Origin of the sequence: Aeromonas sp. 6P (assembly GCF_051919525.1) — a bacterium.
Classification (GTDB): Bacteria; Pseudomonadota; Gammaproteobacteria; order Enterobacterales; family Aeromonadaceae; genus Aeromonas; species Aeromonas veronii.
This window is the reverse complement of the sequence record NZ_JBQBEO010000002.1, coordinates 4,136,336-4,154,236: the sequence shown is the minus strand read 5'-3', so window position 1 is coordinate 4,154,236 and position 17,901 is coordinate 4,136,336. Positions and strand designations below refer to the sequence as shown.

16 protein-coding genes and 1 other RNA gene are annotated in these 17,901 nt (G+C 60.5%); 13 read left to right on the top strand and 4 right to left on the bottom strand.

The annotated features are described in order from the left end of the window. Positions 1-43: 43 nt before the first annotated feature. The 4 genes from dolP to ACTG2J_RS19185 are packed head-to-tail and all read right to left on the bottom strand — an operon-like array spanning position 44 to position 3,327. A complete protein-coding gene (gene dolP, locus ACTG2J_RS19200; RefSeq protein ID WP_005336277.1) occupies positions 44-622 on the bottom strand; it encodes a division/outer membrane stress-associated lipid-binding lipoprotein in 579 nt (192 codons plus the stop codon). A gap of 4 nt (positions 623-626) precedes the next feature. Beyond that, entirely contained in the window at positions 627-1,217 is a 591-nt protein-coding gene (locus ACTG2J_RS19195) for a D-sedoheptulose-7-phosphate isomerase (protein ID WP_005336275.1), read from the bottom strand. Between the two features lie 9 nt (positions 1,218-1,226). After that, positions 1,227-1,598, bottom strand: a complete 372-nt coding sequence (locus ACTG2J_RS19190) for a YraN family protein (protein WP_005355127.1) — start codon at positions 1,596-1,598, stop codon at positions 1,227-1,229. After that, positions 1,540-3,327 (bottom strand): penicillin-binding protein activator, encoded by a 1,788-nt coding sequence (locus tag ACTG2J_RS19185; protein ID WP_236382346.1) that lies wholly within the window; start codon positions 3,325-3,327, stop codon positions 1,540-1,542. The genes ACTG2J_RS19190 and ACTG2J_RS19185 overlap by 59 nt, the downstream gene beginning before the upstream one ends. Positions 3,328-3,526: 199 nt before the next feature. Here ACTG2J_RS19185 and rsmI point away from each other — a divergent pair, with 199 nt between their 5' ends. The 13 genes from rsmI (at position 3,527) to murC (ending at position 17,808) form a co-directional block, all read left to right on the top strand. Beyond that, complete coding sequence (gene rsmI, locus ACTG2J_RS19180) at positions 3,527-4,360, top strand: 16S rRNA (cytidine(1402)-2'-O)-methyltransferase (RefSeq protein ID WP_047438714.1); 834 nt, start codon at positions 3,527-3,529, stop codon at positions 4,358-4,360. A 157-nt stretch (positions 4,361-4,517) separates the two neighbouring features. Next, positions 4,518-4,904, top strand: an RNA gene (gene rnpB, locus ACTG2J_RS19175) — RNase P RNA component class A. 441 nt (positions 4,905-5,345) lie between these two features. Then, positions 5,346-5,804, top strand: coding sequence for a division/cell wall cluster transcriptional repressor MraZ (mraZ, locus tag ACTG2J_RS19170; RefSeq protein ID WP_013723406.1), 459 nt, complete (start codon positions 5,346-5,348; stop codon positions 5,802-5,804). Then, positions 5,805-6,743 (top strand): 16S rRNA (cytosine(1402)-N(4))-methyltransferase RsmH, encoded by a 939-nt coding sequence (rsmH, locus tag ACTG2J_RS19165; RefSeq protein WP_005336168.1) that lies wholly within the window; start codon positions 5,805-5,807, stop codon positions 6,741-6,743. 3 nt (positions 6,744-6,746) lie between these two features. After that, positions 6,747-7,061: a cell division protein FtsL gene (gene ftsL / locus ACTG2J_RS19160; protein WP_005336166.1), complete on the top strand. Its 315-nt coding sequence runs from the start codon at positions 6,747-6,749 to the stop codon at positions 7,059-7,061. Then, the gene (locus ACTG2J_RS19155) at positions 7,058-8,812 is read left to right on the top strand and encodes a peptidoglycan glycosyltransferase FtsI (protein WP_005336163.1); all 1,755 of its coding nucleotides are present in this window, start codon (positions 7,058-7,060) and stop codon (positions 8,810-8,812) included. The genes ftsL and ACTG2J_RS19155 overlap by 4 nt, the downstream gene beginning before the upstream one ends. Further along, positions 8,745-10,277 (top strand): UDP-N-acetylmuramoyl-L-alanyl-D-glutamate--2,6-diaminopimelate ligase, encoded by a 1,533-nt coding sequence (gene murE / locus ACTG2J_RS19150; RefSeq protein WP_439997789.1) that lies wholly within the window; start codon positions 8,745-8,747, stop codon positions 10,275-10,277. The genes ACTG2J_RS19155 and murE overlap by 68 nt, the downstream gene beginning before the upstream one ends. Further along, a complete protein-coding gene (locus tag ACTG2J_RS19145) occupies positions 10,274-11,629 on the top strand; it encodes a UDP-N-acetylmuramoyl-tripeptide--D-alanyl-D-alanine ligase (RefSeq protein WP_439997788.1) in 1,356 nt (451 codons plus the stop codon). Before murE ends, ACTG2J_RS19145 begins: the two co-directional genes overlap by 4 nt. Beyond that, entirely contained in the window at positions 11,623-12,705 is a 1,083-nt protein-coding gene (gene mraY, locus ACTG2J_RS19140; protein WP_279464199.1) for a phospho-N-acetylmuramoyl-pentapeptide-transferase, read from the top strand. Before ACTG2J_RS19145 ends, mraY begins: the two co-directional genes overlap by 7 nt. A gap of 4 nt (positions 12,706-12,709) precedes the next feature. Continuing rightward, entirely contained in the window at positions 12,710-13,993 is a 1,284-nt protein-coding gene (murD, locus tag ACTG2J_RS19135) for a UDP-N-acetylmuramoyl-L-alanine--D-glutamate ligase (RefSeq protein WP_227272922.1), read from the top strand. Next, the gene (gene ftsW / locus ACTG2J_RS19130) at positions 13,990-15,171 is read left to right on the top strand and encodes a cell division protein FtsW (protein ID WP_439997787.1); all 1,182 of its coding nucleotides are present in this window, start codon (positions 13,990-13,992) and stop codon (positions 15,169-15,171) included. The genes murD and ftsW overlap by 4 nt, the downstream gene beginning before the upstream one ends. Next, positions 15,171-16,253 carry an undecaprenyldiphospho-muramoylpentapeptide beta-N-acetylglucosaminyltransferase gene (gene murG / locus ACTG2J_RS19125; RefSeq protein ID WP_439997786.1) on the top strand — a complete coding sequence of 361 codons (1,083 nt, stop codon included), beginning with the start codon at positions 15,171-15,173 and terminating at the stop codon, positions 16,251-16,253. The genes ftsW and murG overlap by 1 nt, the downstream gene beginning before the upstream one ends. A gap of 100 nt (positions 16,254-16,353) precedes the next feature. After that, positions 16,354-17,808, top strand: coding sequence for a UDP-N-acetylmuramate--L-alanine ligase (gene murC, locus ACTG2J_RS19120; protein WP_439989216.1), 1,455 nt, complete (start codon positions 16,354-16,356; stop codon positions 17,806-17,808). The last annotated feature ends 93 nt before the right edge of the window (positions 17,809-17,901 follow it).

Below are 17,901 nucleotides of genomic sequence, written 5' to 3'. Positions count from 1 at the left end.
GCAGCCAGTTGGCTGCGTTTATGTATGCGGGTCAGTCGTGAGGCTAGTTTTGGGCGAATTCGAAGGCCTTGATCACGCGCTTCACGCCGGTGACATGGCGGGCGATGTTGACTGCCTGCTCTCCCTCCTGGCGAGTCACCAGACCAATCAGGAACACCTCGCCGTTCTCGGTGACCACCTTGACCTTGGTGCTGTCGAAGTTCTTGGTGCCGAACATGTCGGCTTTCACCTTGGAGGTGATCCAGGAGTCATTGCTGCGGGTGGTGAAACTGGCAGGTTGGCCGATGCGCAATTCGTTGTAGACGTGGCGCACCCCTTCGATGCGACTGACAATTTTGCCTGCCTCAATCTTGTAAACGTCAGAAGGTGTCTGGCCGACCAGCAGAACGCGGCCATTGTTGCTGTAGACGCTGATCTTGCTGGCTGCACTGAGGGGTTTGTTGTCGGCCAGCAGATTGGCCGCTTTCAGCTCTATGGTCTGGTCATCCCACTGCGCGCCCAGCGTTCGGCGATCGCCAGAGGCCTTGGCAGTCCCTGCTGCGCCGCCAACAACCAGGGCTGCGCAGCCTTGCAGCAGCAGTGTGCTAACCAGCAGACCGAGCAGGATAGTGTGCTTTTTCATGGTTTCAATCTTCCTGTTGCGGGAAAAGTGTCTGGTCGATGAGATCACACAGGCAGTGCAGGGTCAACAGATTCACTTCCAGAATGCGAGGGCGACGGGCGGAGGGAACACGGATCTCCACATCGTTCGGGCCGAGCAGACCTGCCATTTCGCCACCGTCACCCCCGCTCAGCACCACTATGGTCATGTCACGGGAGAGGGCAGCCTCGGCGGCCTTGATCAGGCTGCGGCTGTGGCCGGAGGTGGTGATGACCACCAGAATGTCGCCAGGCTGGCCCAGCGCGCGGATCTGCTTGGCGTAGACCTCTTCAAAACCGTGATCGGTGGCGATGGCGCTGATGGTCGCCATGTCCGGGGTCAGTGCCATGCCGGGCAGGGAGGGGCGCTGGGTCTCGTAGCAGTTGACCAGCTCGGAGATGAACAGTTGCGCGAGTGCGGCAGAAGGACCGTTACCGCATGCCAGCACCTTGTGGCCATTGAGCAGGCAGATGGTGATCATCTGGGCTGCAGTATGGATGGCATCCGGCAGCGCCTCGGCGGCGGCTATCTTGGTCTGGATGCTTTCGGTGTAGTTCTCTTTGATGCGGTCAGTCATAGGGTCCTCTTAAAATGCGTTCTGGATCCAGGCTGGCTGGTCGCCCTCGAACGCAATCACATCGAATCGGCAGGCCTGATTGGCCTCGTTGATGGCATGTTGCTTCAAATAGTGGCGCGCTGCCAGCATGATCTTGTGCTGTTTGCTGCGGGTGACCGAGCTGGCGGCCCCGCCATGGCTGCCGGTGGCCCGGTAGCGCACCTCAACAAACACCAGGGTCTGGCCCTGGTGCATGATGAGATCTATTTCACCGCCACGACAGCGGTAGTTGCGAGCTACCGGTTGCAGGCCCCGGGCCTGCAACCAGCGTTCAGCGACTTGTTCAAAGTGCTGTCCCTTGCTCGTTGGTGAGGGGAACAGGCTCGGCAACTGCTGGCGCATCCGTTTCCATAGTTCCTTCATTGGAGGGCTCCTCCAGTTGCTGAACGGCGTTCTCGTCGACCAGTTTGCCGTTCTGGTAAGTACCCCAGCTCAGCATACGTACGATATTGCCCTGGGCGTCCACGCTCAGCTGACCGCTCATGCCGGCCTGCTGCATGCCGCCCACCTTGCGCATCTGCTGCAGGTTCTCAGCCAGACTGACGGCATCGTAGCCCATGGCAAACAGGCGCAGCAGGTCACCCTGGGTCTGCGGCCAGAGCAGGGCGATCTGCTCGCGCTGTTTCTCGTAGCCGCCCAGCAGCAGCGGCATATCGGCGATATGCATGCCGTTGAGCTCGGAGGCGACCTCGGTGGCTGCGCTGTCGTAGCCGCGGGAGCTGGTGTAGATGGGCAGGCTGCCCATCGGATTGACCGAGACATCCACGTAGGGCTTGATCATCCGCGTTTCCAGGCTGTTGGCCACCACATAAACGGCATCGATGCTGCGCGGTGCGGCATCAGAGAGTTGCACCACTTCACCAGCACGGGCGGTAGAGCGGCCGCTCAGGGCATTCTTGACCATCCCCTGTACTTCGTTGCGGGCACCGAAGGTGGCAACCACCGGCTTATCCTGGCTCAGGGTGGCCCAGCTCTGCTCGAAAGCCTTGATACTGCTGTAACCGATCCGACCCTGGGCGGCGATCAGCAGCGGTTTACGGTAGCCCTGGGTGTAAAGGTACTGGGCTGCCTGGGCGGCATCTGCGGCGGCAGAGAGGGAGAAGTAGTAGGTGGTGTCGTTGACGACCGGCTTGTCCAGCTCGTTGAGCGCCAGTACCGGCACGGTCGGATTGGCCTTGAGCAGCTCCTCGACCCGATCTTTCAGCAGCGGGCCGATGATCATGTCTGCCCCTTCCTGAATCGCCTGCTTATAAAGATCGCCGGTTGACTTGCTCTGGGTGTCGTAGAAGTTCAGGGTGAATTGCCCCTGATTTTCCTTATAAGACATCAGCATACCGTTACGGATGGCGGCGCCCTGCGGCTCCAGATTGCCGGAGAGGGGCAGCAGCACGGCGATCTGTTGCACCGAGGTGCTGGCAGTGGCCGCCAGATCGCCCAATCCTGCCGGCATATCCTTCTGGGCTGGATGGTTGGGGAAGTCGCGCTTCCAGCCTGCCAGCTGGCGGGCCAGCAAGTTCGGCTGGGCGCCAAACTCGTTGACCAGTGCCGCCAGTCGCAACCAGCCGGTGGTCACATCAGGGGCCGGAGCCTCTTCCAGCGCTTGCAGGGTGGAGGGGGTCATGCTTTTCAGCAACGACCAGATCTGCTGATGGTTGGTCGCCTGCTCGCTCTGATTGAGGTAGGGCTCCAGTGCAATCAACGACTTGGCGGCACCAAACTTGTTATTGATGTCGAGCTGCAGCACCACGCGCTGGCGATACCAATCCTTCTGGGTATCGGCATCCAGCGCCACCTCGGGTTTGCCTTCCAGCAGGATCAGCGCCTGATTGGCGTGGCCTTGCGCCAGCAACAGATGGGCTTGCAGCAGTTGCAACTGCGCCTTCTGAACGGGATCCTTGGCCTGCTTCTGCAATTGCTGGAACAGTGCCGAGGCCGGTTTGGCCTGGCCCAGCGCCAGATAGCTGCGTGCCGCCAGCATCTGCCAGGTAAAGGCCTCGGCCGGCTTGGCGGGATCCACCTGCTCAAGATACCACTGGGCATTCTTGGTCAGATTGGAAAACGCAGAGGGCATGCCTGACTGCCCTGACGGTTGATTGGGCTCCGACGCACAGGCGGCGAGCAGTACTGCCGCGAGTATGATGCCGAAGAGTCGTGATACACTTAGCTGCTTTGTAACCCGGTTCAAGTTCATTCCCCGACCAGTGTTGAAGTTCCCCATAGTGTAAACGGGCCAATATGGCGACACAATTGTCGGGGCACTCGGAGATCCCATGAGTGACATCCCAACCCTGTATATAGTCCCCACTCCGATCGGCAATCTGGCGGACATCACCCAGCGTGCATTGGATATTTTACGCAGTGTCGATCTGGTGGCAGCCGAAGATACCCGTCATACCGGTATCCTGCTCAGCCACTACCAAATATCGGTACCGACCTTCGCCCTGCACGATCACAACGAGCAGCAGAAAGCCGATGTGCTGATCGGCAGGATCAAAGAGGGCAAGAGTGTTGCGCTGGTCTCCGATGCCGGCACTCCGCTCATCAGCGACCCCGGTTATCACTTGGTCACCCGCTGTCGTGAAGCTGGGGTCAAGGTGGTGCCGCTGCCCGGCCCCTGTGCCGCCATCACCGCCCTGAGCGCGGCCGGTCTGCCCACCGATCGCTTTGCCTTTGAAGGCTTCCTGCCCGCCAAGAGCAAGGGGCGTGACGATCGTCTGCAAGCCGTTATTGAAGACACCCGTTCGCTGGTGTTTTACGAATCCCCGCGCCGTGTGCAGGATACAGTGGAAGCGATTGCTCGCATTCTTGGCGAGCGTCAGGTGGTGGTGTGCCGTGAGCTGACCAAGACCTTTGAGTCGATCCACGGTCTGCCAGCCTCTGAAATGCTGACCTGGCTTGGCGAGGATGACAACCGCTGCCGCGGCGAGATCGTGCTGGTCGTGGCTGGCGCCTCCAAAGAGGAAGAGGATCTGCCAGCCGAGGCGATCCGTACCCTTGGGTTGCTAGTGACCGAGTTGCCACTGAAAAAAGCGGCCGCCCTGACCGCCGAGATCCACGGTGTGAAGAAGAATGCCCTCTATAAATACGGTCTCGAGCACTATTGAGCCGATGAAATAGGCCAGTAGACTTTTTTCTGACCTGTGCAATCCTTTGTATCGACAATCAGTCAGCCTGTAAACGGGGGCCAAAGCGCGATAAATGGCTGTAAACGGGAATTGCCGGTTTACCCCGTGCGTATCGCAAGGCTATAATCCGCGCCTCGGAGTTGGCTGGGCAATCGCTGCTTCGTCGTTGTGTCCCTCGGGACAGACGGGCGGAGGGGAGGAAAGTCCGGGCTTCACAGGGCAGGGTGCCAGGTAACGCCTGGGGGGCGTGAGCCTACGACCAGTGCAACAGAGAGCAGACCGCCGATGGCCCGCAAGGGATCAGGTAAGGGTGAAAGGGTGCGGTAAGAGCGCACCGCGCGACTGGCAACAGTTCGTGGCACGGTAAACTCCACCCGAAGCAAGACCAAATAGGCCCCTATTGGCGCGGCCCGCGTTGGGGGCGGGTAGGTTGCTTGAGCCAGCGAGCGATTGCTGGCCTAGAGGAATGATTGCTACCCGGGGCAACCCGGTACAGAACCCGGCTTACAGGCCGACTCCGACCTCATTCCGAAGAGCCCTGCGATTTATCGCGGGGCTCTTTTTTATGCATGGGAAATATGGCTTCGTTGACGGGATATTTTTGTTCTCGTCATTTTGAATGAAATTATATGTTTTAAATCAATCGAATAGTTTCGTATTTGGCACGATGGCAGCGATAGATGGTGATAGAACCGAGGATGGTTGTTCGCACCCGCATATTGTGTGTGTTCTCAGTTCATTCACTTATTTCAATTAATCGCCAGAGCCTAACGCCAAATAACTTGTGGAAAATCAACCCACTCAATCCGCGGTATGCAATTGCTGCGTCAATATGTTCCCTCTGTCCCATCTCCTTGCTTGAAAAGCCCCCTGCTCGTCCTTAAACTTCAAGGTGGGGAAAAGTGGATCAAAGTGGTTTTTAGAGGGGCAATCTGCCTGCTCACTCACCTTCAGGGACTGCAATTTGTTGCGTGGCGCTCATGCCATCAGCCTGGACAGTAAAGGGCGGCTGGCAATTCCGACCAAATTTCGTGATTGGCTGCGCGATGAAAGCGACGGCCAGCTGGTCTGCACCATCGATATTGCCCATCCCTGTCTGCTGCTTTATCCCCTGAATGAATGGGAAGAGGTCGAGCGCAAGCTCAAGACTCTCTCCAGCATGAATCCGCAAGAGCGCCGTTTGCAGCGACTGCTGCTGGGACATGCAACCGAATGCGAGCTGGATGGCAATGGCCGTCTGCTGCTCAGTCAGCCACTGCGCAACCATGCGGGGCTGGACAAGAAAATCATGCTGGTGGGCCAGCTCAACAAGTTTGAGTTGTGGGATGAAGCCCGCTGGCAACAACAGGTCAATGACGACATCTTGGGTCTGCCCGGGGACGATTGGGCAAGCTCACCACGACTACAGGATTTCTCTTTATAAATGACCCAAGCCGCTGAACACATCACAGTGCTGCTGCACGAAGCCGTTGAAGGTCTGGCCATCAAGCCGGACGGTGTCTACGTCGACGGTACTTTTGGCCGTGGTGGTCATTCTCGTCTGATCCTGCAGCACCTTGGCCCCAATGGCCGCCTGATCGCCATCGACCGCGATCCCCAGGCGATCGCCGAGGCCGCCAAGATCCAGGATCCCCGTTTCGAAATCGTGCACGGCCCCTTCTCTGGCATCGCCTCCTATCTGGATGAGCGCGGTTTGCTGGGCAAGGTGGATGGCTTCCTGCTGGATCTGGGGGTCTCTTCACCCCAGCTGGATGATGCCGAGCGTGGCTTCAGCTTTATGAAAGATGGTCCGCTCGATATGCGGATGGACCCCACCTCCGGTCAGAGCGCCGCCGAGTGGCTGGCCAAGGCCGATGTGGATGACATCGCCTGGGTGTTGAAGACCTTCGGTGAGGAGCGTTTTGCCAAGAAGATCGCCCGCGCCATCGTGCACGACCGCGTGACCGAGCCTTATGTGCGTACCCGTCAACTGGCGGAGATGATTGCCCGGGTCAATCCGAGCAAGGAGAAGGGCAAGCATGCGGCAACCCGCAGCTTCCAGGCCATTCGCATATATATCAACAGCGAGCTGGACGAGATCGAAACCGCGCTCAACGGTGCACTGGAAGTGCTGGCACCACATGGCCGTCTGTCGGTGATCAGCTTCCATTCACTGGAAGACCGCTTGGTGAAGCACTTTATTCGCAAACACGAGAAGGGGCCGGAAGTGCCTTACGGCATTCCGTTGACCGAGGCCCAGCTGGCTGGCGGTCGCAAATTGAAGTCGGTCGGCAAGGCACTCAAGCCTTCTGATCATGAAGTATCTGAAAACAGCCGGTCACGCAGCTCGGTGCTGCGGGTTGCCGAACGGCTGGCGGAGTAAGCGATGAGCGAAGTGCGTGTTCATCTGGCCAAGGAGATCGTTGCCGATCTCTGGCGGCACAAGCTGCAGATTTTTCTGTCGGTCGCCGTGCTGGTGACTGCGTTTGCCGTGATCCTGGTGACCAACATGACCCGTGGTCTGACGGCCAAGCAGAACGATCTGATGGCAGAAGAGGATCGCCTCAATATCGAATGGCGCCACCTGCTGCTGGAGCAGGGCACCCTGGCTGAACACTCCCGGGTGGCGAGTCTGGCGATGGACAAGTTGCAGATGGGTCGTCCGCTGGTGACCACCGAGAAGGTAATTACCCAACCATGAAACGCAAGGCTACAGCCAAAGCTGCCAAAGCGAATGTCAAAGCGCCATCGATCTATCCGTGGCGCTTTCGCACGCTTGCGGTGTTTATCGGCATCGCGTTTGTGGGTCTGATCCTGCGTCTGGCCTGGATCCAGGTGATCAATCCGGATCGTCTGCGTCAGGAGGGTGACATGCGCTCCCTGCGTACCACCTCTACCCAGGCGGTGCGCGGCATGATCACCGATCGCAACGGTGAGCAGCTGGCGGTTTCTGTACCGGTCGAGGCGGTCTGGGCCGATCCCAAGACGGTACATGAATCCGGTGCCATCAATAACGAGCGAGCCTGGCTGGCGCTATCCGCCGTACTCAAGCTCGACATCAACACCCTTAAACACCGCATCGCCAACCCCAGCAAGCGCTTCGTCTATCTGCAGCGTCAGGTTACTCCTGCGGTGGCGGAGTACATCAAGGGGCTCAAGCTGGGCGGCGTCTACCTGCGCCCCGAAGCACGCCGCTTCTACCCGACCGGCGAGATCAGCGCCCATCTGGTGGGGGTGACCAACATCGATGGCAGCGGTATTGAAGGGATTGAGCGCAGCTACAACGAGTGGCTGACGGCGACACCCGGCGAAATGCGGGTGCGCAAGGATCGTCAGGGCCGGGTCATCGAGCGGCTTGGCATCGTCAAAGAGGGCAAGAATGCCAACGATCTGCAGCTCAGTATCGATCAGCGGGTGCAGGCATTGGCCTACCGTGCCCTCAAGCGGGCAACCGACGAGAACAAGGCGACCTCCGGCTCCATGGTGATGCTGGATATCAAGACCGGTGAAGTACTCGCCATGGTCAACACCCCCTCCTATAACCCGAACAACCGCGGCCAGTATCAGAGCTTCCGGGTACGCAACCGGGTGGTGACCGATACCTACGAGCCGGGTTCGACCGTCAAGCCATTGATTTTGCTCAGTGCCTTGCAGGCAGGTGTCACCAGCTGGAAAGATTTCATTCCCGGTGGTCCGCTCTTTATCGGTGCCAAGCAGATCAAGGACGTCAGTATCCACAAGGCGACCAACCTCTACGACATCCTGCGCTACTCCTCCAACATCGGTATGTCGCGTATCGCGCTGCGGATGCCGGCGCAGGAGATGATCAATACCCTCAGCATGTTCGGTTTCGGCATGGATACCGGTAGCGGGCTGATGGGCGAGAGCAGCGGCATGCTGCCCCAGCGTCGTCGCTGGTCCGATATCGAGCGAGCGACCCTCTCGTTCGGTTATGGTCTGCGGGTCACCCCGTTGCAACTGGCTTCCGCCTACGCCACCCTGGCTAACAAGGGTAAGCGGGTGCCGCTCTCCATCGTCAAGGTGACTACGCCGCCCAAGGGTGAGCAGGTTATCGATCACAACAACGCCGCTGCCATGTTGCAGGCGCTGGAGTATGTGGTCGACAACGCCATTCCAAAAGCCAAGATCCCGGGCTATCGGGTCGGTGGCAAGAGTGGTACCGCCAAGGTCGCCGTCGCCGGTGGCTATGGCAAGGATTACATGGCCTGGTTTGCCGGTTTCGCACCCGCCAGTGATCCCCGTTTCGTCATGGTGGTGGTGATCAACGAGCCAAAAGGCAGCGCCTATTATGGCGGCGCCGTGGCGACCCCACCGTTTGCAGAGGCCATGGGCGGGGTGCTGCAGCTCTTCAATATTCGTCCCGATGCGGTGCCGCCAGCGGTGCCCACCAAACTTGCCCGTACGGAGGCTTCTCTTGTCCCGCGCACTTGATGCATTACTGCGCCCCTTCGGTATCCAGGCGCCGGCGCTCACCCTGACCGATATCCAGCTGGATAGCCGGCGGGTTGGCCCCGGCTCGCTCTTCGTGGCCATTCGCGGTCATCAAGTGGATGGCAGACGGTTTATCGAACAGGCGGTGGCTCAGGGAGCGACCGCTGTTGTGTTTGAGGAGGATGGTGAATTTATCCCACCATCGACTCCGGTTCCCTGTATCGGGATGCGGGAGCTGCCCGCTCACCTCTCTGCTCTTGCAGGTTATTTCTACGATCAGCCAGCCCAAAAATTGGATCTGGTCGGGATCACCGGTACCAACGGCAAGAGCACTACGGCACTGCTGGTCGCCAACTGGCGCACCCTGCTGGGTGGCAACGCGGGTGTGATGGGCACCATCGGCAACGGCCTGTTCGGCAACCTGATCGAAGCGGAAAACACCACCGGCAGCGCCGTGCAGGTGCAAGCCAATCTGGCTGCGCTGCAAGAACAGGGCGCGGATCTGGTGGCGATGGAGGTCTCCAGCCACGGTCTGGTACAGCACCGTGTGGCAGCTTTGCCCTTTGCCGCCGCGGTTTTCACCAATCTGAGCCGGGATCACCTCGACTACCACGGCACCATGGAAGCCTATGGCGCGGCCAAAGAGCAGTTGCTGCAGCTGGTTGATGAGTCGAATGCGGTGATCAACCGCGATGACGAATTGGGTGCCAAATGGCTCGAAAAATACCCGGCAGCGGTGGCGTTCAGCGTTAATGGCCCGATTGAACACCATTTGGGCCGTCAATTAACGGCGCAGCAGCTCGATTTTCACCAGCAAGGTTTTCGCGCGCAGATTAACTCCAGCTGGGGGAATGGTGTATTATCCGCCCCCTTGCTCGGGCGCTTCAACGTCAGCAATGTGCTGGCCGCGATGGGCGTGATGCTGGTGCTTGGTTACGACTTCAACGAGCTGCTGGCAACTGCCCCGAAATTGCAGCCAGTGATAGGTCGCATGGAGTGCTTTGGCGGTGGTGATACGCCGCTGGCGGTGGTCGATTACGCCCACACCCCGGATGCGCTGGAGAAGGCATTGCAGGCCCTGCGGGTGCACTGTACAGGCCAGCTCTGGTGTCTGGTCGGTTGTGGTGGCGACCGCGATCGCGGCAAGCGCCCCATGATGGCCGCCATGGCCGAGCAGTATGCGGATCGCGTGATCCTGACCGACGACAATCCCCGTACCGAGGAGCCGGCCCGGATCATGGCCGACATGGTGGCGGGTCTTCGCGATCCTGCTGCGGTGCAGGTGGAGCACGACCGGGTCAAGGCGATTGCGCTGGCCATCGGTCAGGCGAGCAAACAGGACATCATCCTGGTGGCCGGTAAGGGTCACGAGGATTATCAGATCATTGGAACCGACAAGCGGCACTACAGCGACCGAGAAACCGTTGCGGCCGCCTTGCACACATTATTGGAGTCATTCAAATGATGACCCTCAGGCTTGCCGAGCTGGCTCAGGTACTCGATGCCCGTCTGATTGGTGACGACGGCGAGATCACCGTCGTCAGTACCGACACCCGCACTCTGGGCGCGGGTGCCCTGTTCGTTGCCCTGCGCGGCGAGCGCTTCGATGCCCACGATTTTTGCGAGCAGGCCGTTCAGGCAGGGGCCTCTGCCCTGCTGGTCGAGCGTGAGCTGCCGCTGGCCATCCCCCAGCTGGTGGTGACCGACAGTCTGAAAGGACTGGGCCGACTCGGCAAGCTGGTACGCGAGCGCATCAACCCGAAAGTGCTGGCCATTACCGGCAGCTGCGGCAAGACCACGGTGAAGGAGATGGCAACCGCCATCTTGCGCAACGAAGGGGAAGTGCTGGCCACCGCTGGCAACTTCAACAACGAGGTGGGCGTGCCGCTCACCCTGCTGCGCCTCGAGCCGCAACACCGGTTTGCGGTGATGGAGCTGGGTGCCAACCATCCGGGCGAGATCGCCTGGACTACCTCGCTGGCCAAACCCGATGCCGCCATCATCAACAACGTGGCGGCGGCCCATCTGGAGGGCTTCGGCTCGCTGGAAGGGGTGTTCCACGCCAAGAGCGAAATCTTTGAGGGGCTGAGCGAAGGCGGCACCGCCATCGTCAATGCCGACAACGAATTCTGGCCGAAGTGGCGGGAACGCGGCATTCAGTGCGCCTTCTCCATCGACGATCAGAGCCAGCCGTTCCACGCGCGCAACCTTGTGCTCAACGAACAAGGCTGCGCCGAGTTCGTGATGGTGACCCCGCAGGGCGAGCTGAGCCTGACTCTGGCGATCCCGGGTCGCCACAACGTGGCCAATGCGTTGGCTGCCGCCGCGGGCTGTCTGGCCCTCGGCGCATCCCTCGGCTCCGTCAAGGCGGGGCTGGAGCAGATGGCGCCGGTCAAGGGGCGCTTCTGCGTGCAGCGCTGGGGCGGTCTGACCCTGGTGGATGATACCTACAATGCCAGCGTGGAGTCCGTGCTGGCGGGCATCGATGCCCTGACCGCCATGGGCGGCTTCAAGGTGCTGGTGTTTGGTGATATGCGGGAACTGGGTGAGGAGTCTGCCGAGCAACACGCCCGGGTTGGCCGTCATGCCCGCGAGCGCGGTCTGGATGCCGTGCTGACAGTGGGGGAAGAGAGTCGCCACACCGCAGATGCCGCGGTGGGCCGACATTTCGATAACAAGGCGTCGTTGTTTGAAGTGCTTGCGCAAATGATAAATACACATCAGGAAATTTCGATTCTGGTCAAGGGGGCCCGTGGCTCCCGCATGGAAGATATCGTCGAGATGGTCAAAGGCCATCAGGAGTCAGCCACATGCTAGTCTGGCTGGCCGAACTGCTCACCCCGCACTTCACCTTCTTCAACGTCTTCTCCTACCTGACGTTTCGCGCCATCCTGTCGATCATCACCGGACTGGGGGTTGCCCTCTGGATGGGGCCACGCCTGATCCGTCGCCTGCAGATCCTGAAATTCGGTCAGGTGATTCGCAACGATGGTCCCGAGTCCCACCTCAGCAAGCGGGGCACCCCGACTATGGGTGGCCTGATGATCATTGCTGCGATTTTCACGTCTGTGCTGCTCTGGTGCCGCCTCGACAACCCTTATGTCTGGCTGGTGCTGTTTGTGCTGGGTGCCTATGGCGCCATCGGCTTTGCCGACGACTACCTCAAGGTGGTGCGCAAGAATACCGACGGCCTGATCGCTCGCTGGAAGTATTTCTGGCAATCCGCGGTAGCGCTGGCGGTGGCGGTGTTCCTCTATGCGACAGCAACCCATGAGGGGCAGACCCAGCTGGTGGTGCCTTTCCTCAAGGATGTGATGCCGCAGCTTGGCCTGATGTTTATCCTGCTGACCTACTTTGTCATCGTCGGTACCTCCAACGCGGTCAACCTGACCGACGGTCTCGACGGTCTGGCCATCATGCCGACCGTGATGGTGGCGGGGGGCTTTGCCCTGATCGCCTGGGCTACCGGTAACGTCAACTTTGCCAGCTACCTGCACATTCCCTACGTGCCCTATACCTCCGAGCTGGTGATCGTCTGTACCGCCATCGTCGGGGCGGGTCTGGGTTTCCTCTGGTTCAACACCTATCCGGCGCAGGTCTTCATGGGCGACGTTGGTTCCCTAGCCCTCGGTGGCGCGCTCGGTACCATCGCCGTGTTGGTCCGTCAGGAGTTCCTGCTGGTGATCATGGGCGGCGTCTTCGTGATGGAGACCGTCTCGGTGATCCTGCAGGTGGGTTCATACAAACTGCGCGGCGTGCGGATCTTCCGCATGGCGCCGATCCATCACCACTACGAGAAGAAGGGTTGGCCGGAGCCGCGCGTCATCGTGCGCTTCTGGATTATCACCCTCGTGCTGGTGCTGCTGGGTCTTGCCACCCTGAAGGTGAGGTAAGGCCATGGTCATCATCATCGGATTGGGCAAAACCGGGCTCTCCTGTGTCGATTACTTCCTTGGCCGTGGCGTGACGCCACTGGTGATGGATACCCGTGCCAACCCGCCCGGCAAGGATCAACTGCCGTCTGAGGTTGAGCTCATTCACGGTCTCGACGAGGCGCTGCTCAAGCAGGCGCACATGATTGTCGCGAGCCCGGGTATCGCGCTGGCGACCCCCGAACTGAAAGCGGCTGCCGAGTGTGGCGTGCAGATCGTCGGCGACATCGAACTGTTTGTTCGCGAGACCCAGACGCCGGTCATCGCCATTACCGGCTCCAACGGCAAGAGCACCGTCACTACCTTGGTGGGTGAGATGATTGCCGAAGCCGGTCTCAATGTCGGCGTGGGCGGCAATATCGGCACGCCTGCGCTGGAGCTGCTCAAGCAGCCGATGGATCTCTGTGTGCTGGAGCTCTCCAGCTTCCAGCTGGAAACTACTCACAGTTTGCGTGCTGCCGCCTCCGTGGTGCTGAACCTCTCCGAAGATCACATGGATCGTTATCAGGGCATGGCCGACTATCGCGCCGCCAAGATGGAGATCCATCAGCACTCCAAACACATTCTGGTCAATCGTGACGATGCCCAGACCCTGCCGGATGTGGGTCAGGTGTGGCAGAGCTTTGGTCTCGACTGCAATGGTTATGGCCGCTGCCTGCTGGATGGCCGCTACTGGTTGACGTTGCACGGCGAACCGCTGCTGGCGGTAGACGAGATGAAGATCGTCGGTGCACACAATCAGGCCAACGCGCTGGCCGCCATGGCGCTGTGCGATGCGGTCGGCATTCCCCGAGCGGCTCAGCTTACCGTGCTGCGTCGTTTCGAGGGCTTGCCGCACCGTGCTCGCTTCGTGCGCGAGGTGAACGGGGTGCGCTGGATCAACGACTCCAAGGCCACCAACGTGGGAGCCACGCTGGCTGCCGTTGCCGGTGTGCGCGAGTCGGTCAAGGGGCGCCTGCTGCTGCTGGCCGGTGGTCAGGGCAAGGGGCAGGATTTTGGCCCGATCCAGGCGCTGCTGGGCAACCAGATCGATCACATGTACTGCTTCGGTCAGGATGCAGAGGTGCTGCTGGCGCTGGGCGAGCAGACCGAACGGGTGGCCGACCTGGCCGCTGCGGTTGCCAAAGCAGCGGCCGATGCGAAGCCCGGTGACTGGGTGCTGCTGGCGCCGGCCTGTGCCAGCCTCGATCAGTTCAAGTCGTTCGAGGTGCGCGGCGATCGTTTCACCGAGATGGTGCTGGCACTATGAACGCCCTTCGCGCAGCAGCAGGTCTGTTCCAGCGCTGGTTGTTACCGGCGCGTCCTGCCGGTCTCTACGATCGGCAGCTGGTACTGCTGGCGCTCTCCCTGATGGCGGTCGGGGTGGTCATCGTGGCCTCGGCGTCGATCCCCGAAGGGATTGCGCTGGGGGATGACCCCTTCATGTTTGTGAAGCGTCACGCCCTGTTTCTGGTGATGGCGCTCGGTATCTCCTGGTTTGTGTTGCAGGTGCCGATGGCGCGCTGGCAACAGCACAACGGCCCCATGCTGCTGCTGGCGATCTTGATGCTGGTGCTGGTGCTGCTGGTGGGCCGAAACGTTAACGGTGCGGTGCGCTGGTTGCCGCTCGGCCCCTTCAACCTGCAGCCTGCCGAGTTTGGCAAGCTGGCGCTGTTTGTCTATCTGGCCGGCTATCTGGTGCGGCGTCAGAACGAGGTGCGCGAAGCCTGGCTTGGCTTCCTGAAACCGCTGGCGGTGTTCGGGGTACTGGCGATCCTGTTGCTGCTGCAGCCGGATTTGGGGTCGACCGTGGTGATGTTCGTTACCTCGTTCGGCATGCTGTTTCTGGCTGGCGCCAAACTGTGGCAGTTCATGATCCTCATCGGTGGCGGTCTGGGCGGGGTGATCATGCTGATCATCGTCGAGCCCTACCGGATGCGGCGGGTGACCTCTTTTATGGATCCTTGGGCCGATCCGTTCGGCAGTGGCTACCAACTGACCCAGTCGCTGATGGCGTTTGGTCGTGGCAGCTGGTTTGGCGAAGGGCTTGGCAACTCCATCCAGAAGATGGAGTACCTGCCGGAAGCGCACACCGACTTCGTGTTTGCGATCCTCGGTGAAGAGCTGGGTTACGTCGGGGTGCTGGGCGCCCTGTTCCTGATTTTTGCGCTGGCGGTCAAGGCGCTCAAGCTGGGGCATCGCGCGCTGGTGGCAGAGCGGCTCTATGACGGTTATCTGGCGATCGGCATCGGCATCTGGTTCAGCTTCCAGACCTTCGTCAACGTTGGTGCAGCCAGTGGCATGATGCCGACCAAGGGCTTGACCCTGCCGCTGGTCAGTTACGGTGGTTCCAGTCTCATCATTATGACGGTGGCGGTGAGTATGTTGGTTCGAATCGATTTTGAGTTGCGTCAGGCGACTGCCCAGGCGCGGGTGCGGGAGGTTTAGTGAGCAAGACGTTGTTGGTGATGGCAGGTGGTACCGGGGGGCATGTATTCCCCGGTCTGGCCGTGGCCGATCGATTGAAGGAGCAGGGCTGGCATGTCCACTGGCTGGGGACGGCAGACCGGATGGAGGCTGAGCTGGTGCCCGCCCACGGTTATCCCATCTCCTTCATCGATATTCAGGGAGTACGTGGCAACGGCATCAAACGACTGCTGGTGGCGCCCTATCGCATCGTCAAATCGATCCTGCAGGCGCGTCAGGTACTCAAGACCGTTCGTCCTGATGTGGTGCTCGGCATGGGCGGTTTTGCTTCCGGCCCGGGTGGCGTGGCGGCCTGGTTCTCCGGCATCCCGCTGCTGCTCCATGAGCAGAATGCTGCTGCCGGCATGACCAACAAGTTGCTGGCCCGTATCGCCAGGCGGGTGTTGATGGCATTTCCGGGCGCCTTCGCGCCGAGCCGTCGCACCGCCGTGGTCGGTAATCCGGTGCGTCCCGAAGTGGTCGCCCTGCCGGATCCGCAACTGCGCAGCGGGGATGAGCCACTGCATCTGCTGATCGTGGGTGGCAGCCTGGGGGCGCGGGTGCTCAACGAGCAGGTACCTGCTGCGGTGGCGGCATCCGGCGTGCACATTGAAGTGCGTCACCAGTGTGGCAAGGGCAATGCCGAGGCCGTCTCTGCTGCCTATGCCCAGCACGACATCAATGCCGAGGTGAGCGAATTTATCAAGGATATGGCCAGCGCCTACGCCTGGGCCGACCTGGTGGTCTGCCGTGCCGGTGCCCTGACTGTTTCCGAAGTGGCTGCCGCCGGTGTGGCTGCCATTTTCGTGCCGCTGCCCCATGCGGTGGATGATCACCAGACCCGTAACGCCTTGACTCTGGTCGACGGCGGAGCGGCCGAGTTTCTACCCCAGTCCGAGCTGAACACCGCCTCACTGGCGGCGCGCCTGACCTGGCTGGCTGGTCGCCGGGAGACCCTGTTTAACATGGCGAAAGCGGCTCGCCGCGTCGCCATCACCGATGCGGCCGAGCGGGTTGCAGATGAGTGCAAACAGCTCGCAACCGGGCTGCGTGGTAAAGATTGATGAGCAAGGTTGCAGCGGCGACACCGTGCAGCCTTGTACCTGACTATATTGATGCCGCCGTGTGACAGCACACGGCCAGCGGCAGACTAAAGAGACGATTATGACCAAGGTTGAACTGGCAAAACTGCGTACTGTGATCCCCGAAATGCGCCGCGTGCGTCGCATCCACTTTATCGGCATCGGTGGTGCCGGTATGGGCGGGATCGCCGAAGTGCTTGCCAACGAAGGGTATCAGGTAACGGGTTCTGATCTGGCTCGCAACGCTGTGACCGAGCGGTTGGCCGGACTGGGCGCGCACATCTTCGTCGGCCACAGTGCCGAACACGTTGAGGGTGCCAGCGTGGTGGTGGTCTCTACTGCCATCAAGCAGGACAACCCGGAGCTGCTGGCTGCCCGCGAACTGCGGATCCCGGTGGTGCGCCGTGCCGAGATGCTGGCCGAGCTGATGCGTTTCCGCCACGGTATCGCCATCGCCGGTACCCACGGCAAGACCACCACCACCAGTCTGGTGGCGAGCATCTATGCCGAAGCCGACCGCGATCCGACCTTCGTCATCGGTGGTCTGCTCAACAGTGCCGGTACCAATGCCCGACTGGGCAGCAGCCGCTACCTGATCGCTGAGGCGGACGAGAGCGACGCCTCTTTCCTGCATCTGCAGCCGATGGTCTCTATCGTGACCAACATCGAAGCGGATCACATGGATACCTACGGCGGTGATTTCTCCAAGCTGAAGGCCACCTTCATCGAGTTTCTGCACAATCTGCCCTTCTACGGACTGGCGGTGGTCTGCATCGATGATCCGGTGATCCGTGGCATGTTGCCCGAGATTGCCCGCCCGACTCTGACCTACGGCCTCTCTGATGATGCCGACGTGCAGGTGCTGGATTTTGTCCAGACCACCAACCACAGCTGCTTCCGTGTTCGCCGCAAAGAGGCGGGTGAGCTGCAGGTGACCCTCAATTTGCCGGGTATTCACAACGCATTGAACGCCGCAGCGGCGATAGCTGTCGCGACAGAGGACGGTGTCAGCGATGAGGCCATCATCTCTGCACTGGCCAAGTTTGAAGGTGTTGGCCGTCGCTTCCAGCAGTATGGCAAGTTTGAAACCGGTCGCGGCAAGGCGATGCTGGTGGACGATTACGGTCACCACCCGAGCGAAGTGAAGGTCACGATCAATGCTGCCCGTGCCGGTTGGCCCGAGAAGCGTCTGGTGATGGTGTTCCAGCCGCACCGTTATACCCGCACCCGCGACCTCTACGAGGACTTTGCCGATGTGCTCTCGAAGGTAGACGTGCTGGTGATGCTGGAGGTTTATGCTGCCGGTGAGGAGCCGATCCCGGGCGCTGATGGACGGGCACTGTGCCGCTCCATTCGCTCGCGCGGCAACCTGGAACCCATCTTCGTCGCTACACCGGATGACGTGCCAGCCGTGCTGGCCGACCTGATCGGCGAGGGGGATTTGGTGCTGACTCAAGGCGCCGGGAACGTCGGGGCACTGGCCCGTCGTCTCGGAGAGATGAAATTGAGCATAGATAGCATGAAATCTGGCGCCTGAGGGCCCAATGAGTATTTTGACCGCCAAGCCGGGGCCTATATAATGGCGAACCGGTCTGTCAAAGGCCGGTTTAGCGCGTTACACGGGGATCGA